This window comes from Bacteroides oleiciplenus YIT 12058 (assembly GCF_000315485.1).
GTDB lineage: Bacteria > Bacteroidota > Bacteroidia > Bacteroidales > Bacteroidaceae > Bacteroides > Bacteroides oleiciplenus.
Map to the genome: position 1 here is coordinate 919101 of NZ_JH992940.1, position 15553 is coordinate 934653.

Annotated in this window: 14 protein-coding genes; 1 reads left to right on the forward strand and 13 read right to left on the reverse strand. The window is 33.3% G+C overall.

Going from position 1 to position 15553, the window contains the following annotated elements; all coding sequences use genetic code 11:
* Window positions 1–34: 34 nt before the first annotated feature.
* The 13 genes from HMPREF9447_RS03980 to HMPREF9447_RS04040 form a co-directional block, all read right to left on the reverse strand.
* Window positions 35–1123, reverse strand: a complete 1089-nt coding sequence (locus HMPREF9447_RS03980; RefSeq protein ID WP_009128304.1) for a glycosyltransferase family 4 protein — start codon at window positions 1121–1123, stop codon at window positions 35–37.
* A 405-nt stretch (window positions 1124–1528) separates the two neighbouring features.
* Window positions 1529–2176, reverse strand: coding sequence for an acyltransferase (locus HMPREF9447_RS03985; RefSeq protein WP_009128306.1), 648 nt, complete (start codon window positions 2174–2176; stop codon window positions 1529–1531).
* 11 nt (window positions 2177–2187) lie between these two features.
* Window positions 2188–3270, reverse strand: a complete 1083-nt coding sequence (locus HMPREF9447_RS03990; protein ID WP_009128308.1) for a glycosyltransferase family 4 protein — start codon at window positions 3268–3270, stop codon at window positions 2188–2190.
* Window positions 3271–3278: 8 nt separating this feature from the next.
* The gene (locus HMPREF9447_RS03995; protein ID WP_009128309.1) at window positions 3279–4274 is read right to left on the reverse strand and encodes an EpsG family protein; all 996 of its coding nucleotides are present in this window, start codon (window positions 4272–4274) and stop codon (window positions 3279–3281) included.
* A gap of 130 nt (window positions 4275–4404) precedes the next feature.
* Entirely contained in the window at window positions 4405–5436 is a 1032-nt protein-coding gene (locus HMPREF9447_RS04000) for a glycosyltransferase (protein ID WP_009128310.1), read from the reverse strand.
* Window positions 5433–6977: a lipopolysaccharide biosynthesis protein gene (locus HMPREF9447_RS04005; RefSeq protein ID WP_009128311.1), complete on the reverse strand. Its 1545-nt coding sequence runs from the start codon at window positions 6975–6977 to the stop codon at window positions 5433–5435. Before HMPREF9447_RS04005 ends, HMPREF9447_RS04000 begins: the two co-directional genes overlap by 4 nt.
* A gap of 35 nt (window positions 6978–7012) precedes the next feature.
* The gene (locus HMPREF9447_RS04010) at window positions 7013–8143 is read right to left on the reverse strand and encodes a DegT/DnrJ/EryC1/StrS family aminotransferase (RefSeq protein WP_009128312.1); all 1131 of its coding nucleotides are present in this window, start codon (window positions 8141–8143) and stop codon (window positions 7013–7015) included.
* Between the two features lie 1146 nt (window positions 8144–9289).
* Window positions 9290–10258 (reverse strand): hypothetical protein, encoded by a 969-nt coding sequence (locus tag HMPREF9447_RS04015; protein ID WP_244267575.1) that lies wholly within the window; start codon window positions 10256–10258, stop codon window positions 9290–9292.
* 116 nt (window positions 10259–10374) lie between these two features.
* A complete protein-coding gene (locus HMPREF9447_RS04020; RefSeq protein ID WP_009128314.1) occupies window positions 10375–10896 on the reverse strand; it encodes a GNAT family N-acetyltransferase in 522 nt (173 codons plus the stop codon).
* Window positions 10897–10959: 63 nt separating this feature from the next.
* Complete coding sequence (locus HMPREF9447_RS04025; protein ID WP_009128315.1) at window positions 10960–12270, reverse strand: UDP-glucose dehydrogenase family protein; 1311 nt, start codon at window positions 12268–12270, stop codon at window positions 10960–10962.
* A gap of 21 nt (window positions 12271–12291) precedes the next feature.
* Complete coding sequence (locus tag HMPREF9447_RS04030) at window positions 12292–13344, reverse strand: NAD-dependent epimerase (RefSeq protein ID WP_009128316.1); 1053 nt, start codon at window positions 13342–13344, stop codon at window positions 12292–12294.
* Window positions 13345–13392: 48 nt separating this feature from the next.
* Window positions 13393–13875, reverse strand: a complete 483-nt coding sequence (locus HMPREF9447_RS04035; RefSeq protein ID WP_009128317.1) for a UpxZ family transcription anti-terminator antagonist — start codon at window positions 13873–13875, stop codon at window positions 13393–13395.
* 96 nt (window positions 13876–13971) lie between these two features.
* A complete protein-coding gene (locus HMPREF9447_RS04040) occupies window positions 13972–14508 on the reverse strand; it encodes a UpxY family transcription antiterminator (protein ID WP_009128318.1) in 537 nt (178 codons plus the stop codon).
* An 800-nt stretch (window positions 14509–15308) separates the two neighbouring features.
* Between HMPREF9447_RS04040 and HMPREF9447_RS29005 the strand changes: the two genes are divergently transcribed.
* Window positions 15309–15455, forward strand: a complete 147-nt coding sequence (locus HMPREF9447_RS29005; RefSeq protein WP_181983398.1) for a hypothetical protein — start codon at window positions 15309–15311, stop codon at window positions 15453–15455.
* The last annotated feature ends 98 nt before the right edge of the window (window positions 15456–15553 follow it).

Sequence of the window (15553 nt, forward strand, 5' to 3'; positions counted from 1 at the left end):
ATAAAAGATTTATATTATATACACAAAAAAAAAATTACAGAAGAGCTCTGTAATTATTACGATACAATTCATATACAACATCAGTCCTATACGAATTCCACACTTTTTCGTATGCTTTCATACATATTTTGTCAGCCAATGTTTTATTCTTTATAACCCACTCAATTGCCTTTACAATATCTTCTACAGATTTTTCACGGACTAATATGCCGCAACGCATACCATCCAATGCTGTTAGCATATCCGCTATTGCAGCCCTGGGAGTCGCTATAACTAATGTTCCACAACTCATAGCTTCTAATATTGATATAGGAAACGCTTCACCCGGAAAATATGTTGGTAAAATAAGAGCATCCATCTCTTTCATTAAAAGTACAGCCTGTTGGTTCGCTATTTTACCATGATAAAGAATTTTTTGTCCCCACAAGTCTGCTGCAGACTCTTTTAGTAAAAATAGCATCTTCTCTGTTGCAGGTCCTACAATATGCAATTGTATATTATATTTTACTTTTTTCACAGCCTCTATTAATTCAAAAATACCCTTAGTTGGTAGTACGTTGGCTATAAAAGCAAAATTATTATAATTTTTAGGTGAAATACAATCCAACTGATTTACTTCTATGCTATTAGGGGTTAATCTTACCTTATCACAAATTTCTGGTATTGCCAACAAAGCATTGAAAGAAAATTTATCTAAAACCCATATTTGATCATAATGGCTCATCGCTTTCAACAAAGTCCACCGCATCAAACCATTACGTTTTAATATATCTGGAATACACCCATATCGACAATGCATTATTGCTTTAACACCATATTTCCGACATAGTTTTCCAACCTTATAATCCCTGTAAGTGCCTAAAGATCCGCTTGTTGTAGTATGCAATATTTTTACATTGTTTTCTGTGATAATTCTCTTAAGTTGTTTGGCTATATAATTAATTTCTTGAAATCCTCTTATAATCCGTTCATAAATCGAAGCTTGCATGTTTTTTGATGATAATACGGACGAAATCGGAAATAAGTTAAATTCTTCTGTAGGAAAAGTAGCTATGAACTTTTTTGTCCATGAAGCAATGCCTCCATTACCATATAACGGAGCTAAAAGTATTATATTTACCATTATTCTTTAGAATTTTATATTTTGTAGAATTTCTAATTACGACGGCACCACCCATATATTTTTCTGTACAATCAGTCCATACCTATTGCAACATTTTTTCTATAACAACTTCTCCAAATGTCACACTATATGCACCACTCAGAGAGCAAATGCTGTTCCACTGACATTAGATTACCAATGGTTATATTATGCTTTAAAAGCACAATTATCTCCTATTTTAGTTTGAGAATAAATTATTAAACTATTCTATGCCCAATAACGTATTTTACCTATCAGCGTATATTTAAAAATATCAATACCCAATTAAAATCAGACAATAAACATCCACATAGGGTAAAAAACATATGAGATATTTAATCAAAAACGTAATGGCAACTCTATGAAAAGAAATGAATAATAATCCTTTTAAGTTTCCCCTATAGATATGCTCTTTTTTACATTTTTCCCTTGAGGAGAAAAACAAGTAAAATAATAGTCCAATTGTTCTTTCGTAAATCTTTCTTCTTTCATATAAAGGAGTTCTTCATGTTTAATAATTTCTTCTATAGTCCATTTAAATTTTATAAATTTTGCAGGCACCCCACCACATATAGAATAAGGAGGAATATCATTAGTCACAACAGCACCCGCTGCAACAATAGCTCCTCTCCCAACTGTTACCCCAGATAACAACGTCACATTACAACCAATCCAGACATCTGATTCCACGACAACATCCGCATCATAACCTTTTGGTTTTTCGCTTTCTAATATATTATTACAAAATCGGCCTACAATCATAGCATGATTTCCTGTGTGTACAGTCAGCCCTTCAGCAATGCAACAATTTTGTTTTATTATAAACCTTGCATTAACAGCTGATATATGAGAGTTATAAGAAATCTGTGTATTATCATATAAGTATACATTTTGAGGATTTCCAAAAGTAATGGGAGGTGTGAGGATAACATTTTTACCGCAATAGCCCAATTTCCTTTTTCTTACTCCAAAATATGAAATAAAAATCATATATAGACCTCTAAAAAAAGTCCACCTTTTAAATTTACCAATCATATGCTAAATTATTAATAACCAATCAATGTTTTATACTTAATTTTAAAAGACTCAGGAGATAATTTTTCTATTGCTCTTTTACGGCTATTAATAGCCATTTGCCTTTTCTGTTCAATAGATAATCGCGCATATTTTACTATTGTTCCAAAGATATCGTCAACATCAAATGGATTAAAGAGTAAACCATTATAACCAGAAGTCACCAATGTTCCATTATCACATATATCACCACAAAGAATAGGTAGTTCGCAACTCATCGCTTCACAAACAACATTAGGAAAACCTTCATATATTGAGGGCAAACAAAAAATATCAGCAGCCTGATATACAGATAAAACATCTGCAGTTTCTTGATTTAATGAAAAAATATCATGCAAGTGCAAATTATCAATTTCTCTTATGCATAACTTATAGTACTCTTCACCTTGACGAACACCATACCATAATGCCTTTATTAATATACCCTCATCACGTACTTTAGCTAAAGCCTCTAAATATCGAAGTACATTTTTTTGTTCTGTTATACGTCCAATAGTAACAATTTTAAGAGTCTCAACATTTTCCTTCTTTTGATCCTTTGGTTGAGATATATAAAAATTAGTATCTACGAAATTTGTTATAGTATGCACTTTACTCATTAATTTAGGAATATTTTTACCAATAAATCGTTCTTGACTATACGAATTAGGAATTATATAATCAGCCCACCTATATAACGAGAAATAACCCCACTCTTTAATACCATATTTCTGTGTCGTATTTCGCTCTGAAACTAATAACTTAAATTTAGGATATAAAATTTTAACTAAACATGCAATTACAGCAGAATGTGTCTGATAGGCAATTACGACTTCCGGTTTCTCTCTATATATATATTTAAGCAAGGCATAGATACGCATAAATTTAAATCTCATATTTGGAATAAGAATATGAGGAATGTTATTTTGAAAAAGAAAAGAGGAATAAAAAGGTACATCATAATACGTCATCACAGCCACCTCATTGTTATCTTTCTTTAGTAATGCTGCAAGACCTACTAACTGACGTTGTGCCCCACCTGGCCCCAAACAATCTGTAAAACAAAGAATCTTCATATAGATTTCTACATTAAAAACTCCATATTTCTAGCTCCATTTACATATGAAATGGAGGAAAAGGAAAAAAACATATAAGCAAACATTACTAATGTAATAACCACCAATTGCAGTTTCTTCGACAAATAACTAACCGCATGTGGTATTAGCAAAATAGAAAAGACTGTAAAATATGCGTTAAGTCGCCCTGTTGCTGACACTCCCATACCACCTAAACCAATGCAAGTAGCAATGCAAGACATTATAAAAAAAAGCTTTAATTCATTTTGCATTTTCTTCAAAGGAATAGAATATAATGCAAGTATGAGTACACATAAAGAAATCAGAAATCCTGTGGCGTTTGTTTGTTCTCCGTCAACATAGGGCGTATAAAAATTATATGTAGTCATTATATTCATTAAAATATGAGACAGAAAAAAATAAGACAGACACGCCGTGCATATAAAAAAAAGAATAAATTTACGATTAACATTCAATGAATACGCCCAATATGCGAGTACAAATATAATAGCAGTATTATGTATTAAAGCCGCTACTATCACAACTAATAAGAATGATATAAATTTACGCTGGAGAATATAAGGGATTGTAAGCAGACACAGCGCAATCGCAATATGCTGCCTAATTACATATAATGATTGACAAAATATAGTACATAAGAATAAGTATGCAGAAAGCCATGGTATAGTTGAATAATGTGTATATGTCCTAAAATGTCCCAATATGATAATTCCTCCAGCACAAGCAAATAAAATCCAAGGGTCAGAATAAAGACTAGATAAAAATATATTAAGGACTATCCAACCAGGTTCTGATACTTTCATACCAGTATTCCACTGAATATCATATCCATTTCGAGAAACATGTTCAAACCCCAAAGCATAACTAGGCAAATCAGGTAATGAATTATAATCTTTTAAACAATTGATAACAAATAATTGAATGCCTATTATCAGTAAGAGATATTTACTTCGCTTATAATAGGAAATATCCTTTATTGACATTATTATTATTGTCCAAAGTAGAAATAATACAAAATTAAAGATTATAATCATTGCATAATATTAACCATTTATACTCAACCTACACAAGTTGTTCCAACAAATTTATTTTTATTAGCATGACGACAAAACATCACAAGACCTTTTTAAATCCTTTCATAATTGATCTAATCCAATAAAAACATTTTGTTAACAACACTCCTAATTCTGTATTTATATCTATGCAATACAGAATTATTCTCTTTTTGGTAAATACTCTTTTTTTATAATAAATATTCTTCCTATAATGAGGAAACTCCTTTTTAATTTCCGTTTTTGCTTGTTTTATTTTATCTTTTCTTATTGAAGAGAAGAGTGTCAATGCTCCCCATATCACACTCCAATATGCATAACGTATATACACAAATTCCATTTCTTGTTCATACTTTTCATAAAATCCTAAACGCTTTGCATTTTCAAGAAATATTAGAACCGTATTAGCACATTGAAAATAATTATCATTACCTTTCCTATGAGTAGTTGAAGAAGAATGTATTCTATAATAATATAGAGGTTCATCTATGTGTTCTACTTTATTTGCAAGTAAATATAACAAAGATGTAATAGCAGTATCTTCATAAAAAGTATGCTCCGGAAAATATAAATCATTAGTAACAAATAGATTCCTATTATACAAGGCTGTGACAGGGAACTCCGATACCATTATAAAATCTTTGTTAGCCATTTCTCTATGTTTCAACCAAGTATTTTTCTCAAACTGCCTACCAACTTTCAATATTTCATTCGAATATCTGTAATAATCACAATGTACTAAATCTGCACTAGCAGATATAATTTTATTATAAAGTAGCTCATACATATTATTTGCTACCCAATCATCACTATCTACAAAAGCGATATATTTAGCTCTAGCAATCTTTATTCCCCGATTACGTGCCCCACCCTGACGGAGATTCTTTTTTAAGTCAATTACAATAATGCGCTTGTCCCTTTTTTCATATTCTCTTAATATTGCAAGAGAATTATCCGGTGAAGCATCATTCACACAAATGATTTCAACGTTTTCAAGTGTTTGGGAGACTAAAGAGTCCAAACAAGTTCTCAGGTATTTTTCTACATTATATACTGGAACAATAATACTAACAAGAGGTTGTTCGTCTTTCATTTTTTTCTTCTAAAGAATAGAATTATACGACTAAAAAAATATCTCAAATTTAAATCGAATAGCAAAAAAAGAGAGATACTTATTGTAATATATATCCCCATACACAAACACATTTTTATAATCCACCACACGAAATGACTGGCCTCAATCGAAAAAAAATAGTGATAACTATAGTAGGAGAATATAAATGAGACTGATATTAGTAGGATATACTTAACACATTTTAAAACATATTCTTTAATTGATTCCCTAAAACCATATTTAAACAAGAAATAAGGTTTCCAACAAAATATAACTAAAAATAAACTTAAAATTACCCCTGATATTATACCGTTTAACCCCCAATAGAAGCCAAAAAGAATAGAGCAACCAATATTAAGAATAGCTTCTACCAAGGCCGCCCACACATCTTGAAATAATCCATATGCCGAAATAAAATAATCACTAGCTCTTGTTATAACTAAAAATGTATAAATCAACAATAGATATAAGGTGCTTTGAGACAAAACATATTCTTCACCAATCCATAAGATTATGAATGAACGTGTTAACATCAATAATCCAAAACAAAGAACCGAAGCAGTCCAAAAATGAATAGCAATGCATTCCCAATAAAAAGATTTAATTTTACTTTTATTCGCTTCAGCAACTAAACTACCTATTCCTGCTGACATACCCTTAAAAAGAGATTTCACCAACAAAAGAATTCCACTAATTATCAACATATAATTCCCATATATTGCCACAAGTGTCAACGAAGCATATGCAAAAATAATCAGTGGACTTGTTTGACTTAAAGCAAAAGCACTAAGCTGATGAATAAATAGTTGTTTTGTTTTTTGAATAATTTGGGGATACTTTTTATTTAAACGCTTACCTTCTACAATAGAAATTACAAGCCATGGGTATTCCTTTCGAATAGTAAGATTAAGAAAATATGCAATGACAAATGACATCAGAAGTTCTATAACCAACCAAAAAAAATACCCATTAGCCAAAAATAGAATTGCTATTATTTGCAGTATTACTTTCAAAACTTTTCCGCCTTGCACACACAAAGTAACTTTATATTCCTTCTGATCAGCAACTAAAACAATCTGCTTATAATTTACATAATAGCTAAGAAGAGCACTTATCAATAAAACGATAAATGAACCATAAGCATACCAAAGCGAGAGTTGTGTCTTTGCAAAAATCATAGGAAAGAAGTACATCAAAATACAAGCAGCTATAATAATAATCCCTGCCACTTTCCGATAGAACCAACCTTGTATCGTAACGATCTCATTTATAGATTGAATATCTCTTTCATAGATTGGCTTATAAAGCGTAAAAGCAATAGCGCTACCGATGCCTAATTCTGCCAAATTTAAAAAACCAATAAGATTTTGAGCAGTAGAATTCAATCCTAAGACTTCTGCTCCCAAATAATTTAGAAAAACTTTACGAGAGAAGAACTGTAGGGCTAAATTTACTACATAAAAGCACAAAGCTATTTGGACATTTTTAATACTTCTAACAGCTCGAGAACTTCCAGCCATATTTTAGAATCTATATTAAAAAACAGTATAATTAATCAACAATACTTATTACCAAATTCCTCAATTTTTTCCACAATGAATCTAGTATCTGCCGCTTCCAAACTTTGATGCATAGGTAAGCAAAGAGTACAATCTGCCGCATAATCTGCATTCGGAAAGTTTCCTGTCACTCCATACCCCGGTACTCTATGCAACGGATAATAGCGATAAGTAGTATATATACCATTTTCACGCAAAAATTTAGCTAATTGATCACGCTTTCCATTTTTCACTTGAATGAAATAAAAATAATAAGATGTCGTTACATAATCAGGCAACTGAAGTGGAAGATCCAACCAAGTTAGTTCTTTTAATTTCTCATTATAATACTCATGAACAGCAGCCCTTTTCTCCATAAACATGGGAAGTTTCTTTAACTGCTCCAAAGCCATAGCCGCAGTAATATCATTCATTATGGCTCGATGTCCAAAACATGAAATATCAAACTCCCACCATTTTTGGGCAACGCTATTTTCATACCCACTCTTAGTTTCAAGACCAAAATAGAGCCATCTATCAGCCTTTCTCCGAAGCTCCTGAGAATTAAAGTGGAGCATTGCCCCATCACCACATACAAGTATTTTCATAGCATCAAACGACCACATACCTATATCGCCAATAGTTCCCACAGCCTTCCCCTTATATGTTGAACAAACTCCAGCAGCCGCATCCTCAATAACCTTTATATTATGTTCTTTTGCCAATGCCATTATTTCATCCATTTCACATGGTATACCTCCATAATGCAACAACAATATAGCTTTAGTTCGAGGAGTTATGCACTTTTCTATATCTTCAGCTCTTGCATTAAGAGTTCGAGGATCCACATCACAAAGAACCATTTTAGCACCACAAGCACAAACCGCATTACCTGCACCTACAAAACTAAGAGTTGGAAGAATTACTTCATCGCCAGATTTAATATCAAGTAAATGCATAGAAGAAAACAATCCTTCACTACAACAATTAGTAGTCAAAACTAAGTCTTTAGAACTTTTTATATGCTCAGCATATTTTTCTTCGAATTCAATGACACGCTTTCCCTTTCCAAGCCAATTTGACTCAAATACCTTTTCAAGGCTTTCCAACTCTTCCTTGCCAAGAGTTGGCTGATAAACATTAATCATAATCGCTATTTAATTATTATTTAACTATTTAAAATTTTATACACAAATTATTATTGCACAAATTATCTTCCTCCAGTTATTACTGCTGTAAAGCGCGACACAAAACGTTTCAGAAGATAATAAAGCATCAATGCTCTAATAACTACAAATAATACAATTATAAAATGGAGAGACGTTAATGCCAAATCATTTTCCGGCTGGAATATCGCAAACAGCATTTTCTTACACCTCATAAATAATAGCTAAGGGGTGTGAACAGCAATTATAAAGAAACTGGCCGCTAATAAGAATGGAATCGGCTTAACATTGCATTTTATTAGTAAATATACTGAAAGTTTAAAACTACAAATTACACTGAGTAAAATACCTATATTATGAATAAACAGGTTATAAGTATATTTTTTTGTACACAAATCTGCAACAGCAACCATTATGTAAAAAAGATATATCCATTTTTCCCTTATCCGACTAAATTCCTCTACTAAATTTTCCGACAAATACTAAAATGCGCTCCTGCCATTAAAAGTAACAATGATACCATACTAACCCCATTACACTGATATGGAATAGAAATATCTAAGAACCAGCATAAGCCTACCGCTAATGAGCCATACCATTTAGTAAATTTCAAAAAATAGAAAATTAAAGGTGTTAATATAACAATAACCATTAAGTCACGGATAAACTAAAACTGATAGATAATAGGAAACAACATATTCTCTTGTTCACTATATCTCCCCCAAAGTGCAGAAGTAAAATATTCTCAAGTATAATTTACTCCACTAAAAGAAGACGAAATTCCTGGTAAATGAGATACAACATAATAAATGACTATGAAGCTAATATTCCAAAATAAATAAGGAATCAGCAACGTCTGAAAATGGCTTTTCATTTTATGGAGATATACGTCTTTGTTAAATTCTGCATAAAGAAAAGACAAGAAACCGGACATAAAAAAAGAAGTAACACAGCAATGCTAGCAATCACTTGAGAAAATAACGTACTACTTACATAAAAAAGTGGCATATAACTAATTACTACCGACTTTCACCCCTTGAATTGTCATAGTAAAACTATCATTGTGAATAAATACTACTGCAACCATACATGGGAAGTACAAGAAGTTGAGGGCCTTCTAACCGCAATCTAATATTTACCATATTTTTTACTTAGTTCTTCTTCTATTCTACTAATAACTTTAAATGGAGAAAAGTCATCTTCATAATTATAATTTACAAAATCACCTCCTTTAGTTACAAATAACGGATCTATATCTGACATTTTATTTACTATCATAATTTTGTCTGGAAAGTAATATTTAGACTCTTTTATTGCAAGATTGTTTGTAATCAATTTCTTCCCATATATTACAGATTCGAGGAATCTTGATGTATAACCATTAGAACCGCCTTGATTAACCTCCAAAACGCAACGTGTATTTACCGTATGATATAACATCTCTTTGTAAGACATAAAACAAGATGCATATTTAACTCCAGGAAGTTCTTTTTGCTCATTTATGGGAACTCCAACTAAATAGAAGTTACATTTTAATCCGTTTTTAGTGAACACTTTATATGCCTCCATTAATTGAGGTAATCTATCTTTTGCTTTTCCTGCAAAAAAGACATCGGATTCCATCTTTTTTTCTTTCAAAATATCTATTGATGATTCAAATTCGTTAAAATATGGCATACCGTATAATTGAGCTTCTCCCTTATCATAAGTCATCTCTAAATCCAATATGGGATTTTGTGATAATTCAGGATTTAAACGTTTACAAATTCTCAAAAGATCTCTATGCAACAATACAATTCTACAATCAGGGTACATCTTTTTTAGATAACTCAAATATTCGATTGGTAAAAAACGATTAAGTATTACAAAACAGAAAGGTTTTTTCTCCTCAAAATCATTTTTAAAGTAATAAGGATACCATAATTTTTTAAAAGGCAGCTTTATATAACGAGCTATTTTTTCAGAATGATGTATTGCAAATAATAATCTAATCCAATAAGGATATATATCCAAAGGATAAGATACAACCCTAATAGAAGGAGATGTTTCTAATTCTTGAGCACAAATAGTATAATAACCATTTCTGTCAATTTTCAATTTATTATCGTAGGAATTAAATAGAATGTAATTATACCTATACATTATCAAAAAAGAATATATTATACTGTTTAGTATTTACATTTAGTTATAATAATTAGACCTCTAATGGACTCTCAATTTTTATTAAAAACTGAGAGTCTAATTATATCCTCATAAACATTATTTTCATTCAATGCTTCCTCAATAAGAGTTGTTTCAATTGTAAAACCCGCACTTTTTAATAATTCGACTTCCTCAGGGAACTTTTTGAAAACATAAGAGTAAACTTTATGCATGCCATATTCAGTAAAAGCCTTATCAAGAAGCATTTTTATCGCCACGCTCTGACTTGTATCTTTCCATTCAATATCATTACTTGTAAAGATACAAAGCTCACATTTTCTATTAGCATAATCCATATCCTTCAGATATATAGTTGCAATAGGATAAGCAAATACACCAAAGTCTTCATCTACACGTTCCACAATAAATTGTTTATATCGACCAGTAATAATATTTTTATTAAAAAATTCCTTATTTGATTCTAGAGAAACTGGTTCTTTACTTAAACAATGGCTCAATACATTCTCATTATTTCTCCACTTAACGATAAGATCACCATCGTTTAGTGTAATAGATCGTAAAATTATTCTCATAGTCTTTTCCTTATCTATTTTTACAAAGTAATATTAAAATTAGACACAAACAATTTCAATATATCATCCAATACAACTATATTCAAAACCAACCCCCTTTAGTTCTTTTTTATCATAGATATTTCTTCCATCAACTACCACCGCCTTTTTCATCGTCTTCTTCACTACCCCCCAACTCGGCATTCTGAACTCCTTCCATTCCGTCACCAGCAACAATGCATCCGTATCCAACACTGCATCATACATATCCGTAGCATAGACAATCTTATCCCCTATCCTACGTTTACATTCATCCATCGCAATCGGATCATAAACCTTCACATTTGCGCCAGCCTCTATCAACTTATCAATCAACACCAGTGCCGGAGCCTCTCTCATATCATCCGTTTCAGGCTTGAAAGCCAAACCCCATAAAGCGATCTGTTTACCTTTCAAATCCCCGTTATAATGTTTCAACAACTTCTCAAAAAGAATACTCTTTTGCCTCTCATTTACCTCTTCCACAGCTTTCAACACACGCATCGGATAACCATTCTTTTCAGCAGTCTTTATCAACGCTTTCACATCCTTCGGAAAACAAGAGCCACCATACCCACAGCCCGGATACAGGAACTTATTGCCAATACGACTATCCGCACCAATACCTTTGCGAACCATATTCACATCAGCACCAACCAATTCACAGAGGTTAGCAATATCATTCATAAAGCTAATCCGTGTAGCCAACATAGAATTAGCAGCATATTTTATCATCTCAGCACTCGGAATATCAGTGAATATCAACCGATAATTATTCATCATAAAAGGCTTGTAAAGACGTTCCATAATAGCCTTGGCTTTTTCCGATTCCACACCTACCACCACACGATCAGGCTTCATGAAATCATCCACTGCATCACCTTCTTTTAAGAACTCGGGATTGGAAGCCACATCAAACTCTATCTTTACATTACGCTTATCAAGTTCTTCCTGAATGGCCGACTTTACCTTTTGTGCAGTACCCACCGGAACCGTACTCTTAGTCACAACCAGCACATACTTATTCATATTACGCCCAATGGTACGCGCAACCTCCAACACATATTTCAAATCAGCACTGCCATCCTCATCAGGAGGGGTACCGACCGCACTGAATACAACTTCCACCTCATCCAGACATTCCTTCAAGTCTGTTGTAAATTTCAGACGACCAGCAGTATAATTGCGATGCACCATATCCTCCAAGCCCGGCTCATAAATGGGAATAATGCCTTTCTTCAGATTTTCTATCTTACTTTCCTGCACATCCACACAAGTCACATCAATGCCCATCTCTGAGAAACAGGTACCTGTCACCAAGCCGACATAGCCAGTACCAACTATTGCTATTTTCATATTATCTTAGTTTACTATTGATTACAATTGATAAAAAGAACGATACCAGTTTATCGTTTCCTGAACTCCCTCTTTAATCGGCTTGTCAGGCTTAAATCCTAACTCATTTTGCAAAGCCGAAGTATCCGCATTCGTTTGATAAACGTCTCCCGGCTGCATCGGAAGATATATTTTTTCTGCCGGATGACCGATCGCTTCTTCTATAGCTTGAATAAAATCCATAAGCTTCACCGGACGCGAATTACCGATATTATATATTTTGTAAGGAGCGGTAGAAGAACTGGGATCAGGAGCCTGAGCACTCCAATCAATATCAGGAGCAGGGATGTGGTCTATTACCCGAAGAACCCCCTCAACAATATCATCAATATAAGTAAAATCGCGCAACATGTCACCATTATTAAAAACCTTTATCGACCTCCCATGCAATATGGCATCGGCAAAAAGAAAAGGTGACATATCCGGACGTCCCCAAGGACCGTAAACCGTAAAGAAGCGCAAACCGGTAGAAGGAATACCATATAAATGGCTATAAGTATGCGCCATCAATTCATTCGATTTCTTAGTCGCTGCATAAAGACTTACAGGATGCGCAATACTATCTTTTTCTGAAAAAGGAACTTTTCCGTTCAGACCATAAACACTACTGGAACTGGCGTAAATCAAATGTTTAATTCCATAATGGCGGCATCCTTCCAGTATATTCAAAAAGCCATCTATATTACTTTCCACATAAGCATAGGGATTTTCTATAGAATAGCGTACTCCTGCTTGGGCCGCCAAATTCACAACCATGTCAAAATGTTCATTGGCAAAAAGCATCTGCATCGCCTGTTTGTCCTCCAGATTCATGCGGACAAACCGGAATTGCTCATATGTATTGCTTTGAACAAACTTATACCAGTCGACAGCACTTTTAGCAATGCCTAAAGTCCCCAAACGCCCGTACTTCAGATTGATATCATAGTAGTTATTAATATTATCAAGCCCTACCACCTCATCTCCACGAGAGAGAAGGCGTCTACAAACATAAGAGCCAATGAAACCAGCAGCCCCCGTAACAAGAAATTTCATATAAAATTAAGGATAAGTATGAAAAAACAAACACAATTATACCATTTTTTATTCTATCTCCTCAAATGGATAAGGATTTGCTTCAAAATTCCTCAGCTCCTCAATAATTCCTATTTGTTCTGTTGTCAAATTCTCCCTACCCCAACTATTAATAATAGCGTGAGCCTCCTGAAGCAAAACGTCTTCATATATCTCTCCATAACAATAAGCCAACAAACGAACTTTTAGTAAAGAAGCCGGAAGTTGTTCCAAGATATCAGAGATACGATCTAAAATTATTTGTTTCTTTTGCCCTTTATCTCCATTATCGTAGATAGTAGCATTATATCCCATTAAAAGGGCAAGACACAAATTAGCTTCTTCTTCGAGATCAAAACTCTTTTCTGAAAATAAGGAGTCAGATTTAACGAGAAGTTCTTTATTCAGACGGCAGAAATCATCGGAATAAATGGGGGCGGTATTTGTCTCCAAATACATAAAATCATGAGCAACTTGCTGAAGCTCAAGAGCACGAGAAAGTAAAGAGTTCATCTTTGTATTGAGTTTTTATTATTTACTGGCAAGAAAGAAGATCTTTCGACAGGTTCAGGATGACCAAGGTGTCAACACTATTGATAAATATTGATTTCAGTCTTCAATTATCTTCAAATAAGATTTAGGAACCTTGATGCTCGCTACCAAAACACCTGTAATGCGGATAACAACATAGGTTTTATTAGCTACTGTGGCTATTTCACCTTCAATGCCACTAAATTCGCCTTTAACAACTGTAACCTTCTTGCCGATGGTGAGAGGTTCGTTGTCGAAACTAACGCCTTCTGGGTTTAAATCCATCACGAACATGAAGTCTTGCATTTGCTTGTCGGGAACTACCAACATGGAATGTGTGGAAAGGTCTTTCATATAAAAGACTTGAACACCATATATGTTGGGGATGTCGCAAGCGGACTGCTTGGTAGCATGAATAAAAATCAAACCACGCGCAACAGGAACTACACTACGTTTCCGGCGATATTTTAATTGTGTGACTATAGTACAGGTAGGAAGATAACATTCCACATCCATTTTTCCCTCTAAATTCAGTTTTTCGATACGCTTCTGAACAGCAAACTCCTGTTTGCTTAGTGTACGAGCTGCAAACCAATATTTCTGTGTTTCAGACACTTGAGAAAGTTTATTAGATGATAAGAAGTTTGTTTTGGGTACGCTTCGCGGCCCGATCGAGACATTTGCTCTTTCAAAACCGCACTAGCATATAAATGCTTATAAATAGATGTTAGCGAACGAACTACAAGTAAACAAGCGTCTTTTAATCGTTCGTTTAATGGGCGTCAAGATTTAGAAAAATTTCAAAACAGGAAAAAGAATAAAAGAATGAATATTAACGGATATTTTTATAACTTCTTTGTCGTTTATAATCAAGCTGTTAGTCTCGATTTTATCCTATTAAAAAAGATTTTTCATCAAGCATTTTGTCATTCAAAAAAAGACCTTTATCTTTGCGCCCATTAAACGAACGTTTTTTGAACACCCATAAAAACACATAATAGCACACTATAAATCAATGCATTATTTACAATTCTAAACAACTTATTTTTATCATATTTCTTTCCCTAACCCTCTGTTATTCAATATTATTTTATACTTTCGCAATTTTTAACCACGTTAATATCAATTAACGGGTATATAATCATTAAAGCTATGACAGAAATTAAAAAAGTGAGAAGCTGAACAAGAATCAGCAGAGAAGTAAATCGTACAAATCTGAAAATCAGAGAAAAGGCGATAGTAAGAAACAAAAAAGAGTAAGTGTTGTAGATGAAAGTCTATTACCCCTTCGGGTATATTATGGCGATAATACCCATCTTTATGTAGGTTATCTGAGACACTTTAAGTTAGGTGGTTTTGAATGTATGGGAATCAAAACAATCAGCGATTTAACAAAGTGGATATACGGTTTAGAAATGATGCGAAAACACGAGAAAGGAGAACGCAAACCACTAAAGTACAGCAGTCTAAGTACAGAGATTGATAAAGTATGGGCAGTGATACAAAAGGAAGATACCGAACACATAGATCCATACGGATATGATGTAAGAATAAATCATTGATAGTTTACTCCAAAGAAAGGGCATAACTTTGCCCCCGTCAACCTGAATGTGGAAGGGCTACACCCTTTCAACCGGATGGTGTAGCCCTAAGCATAAAA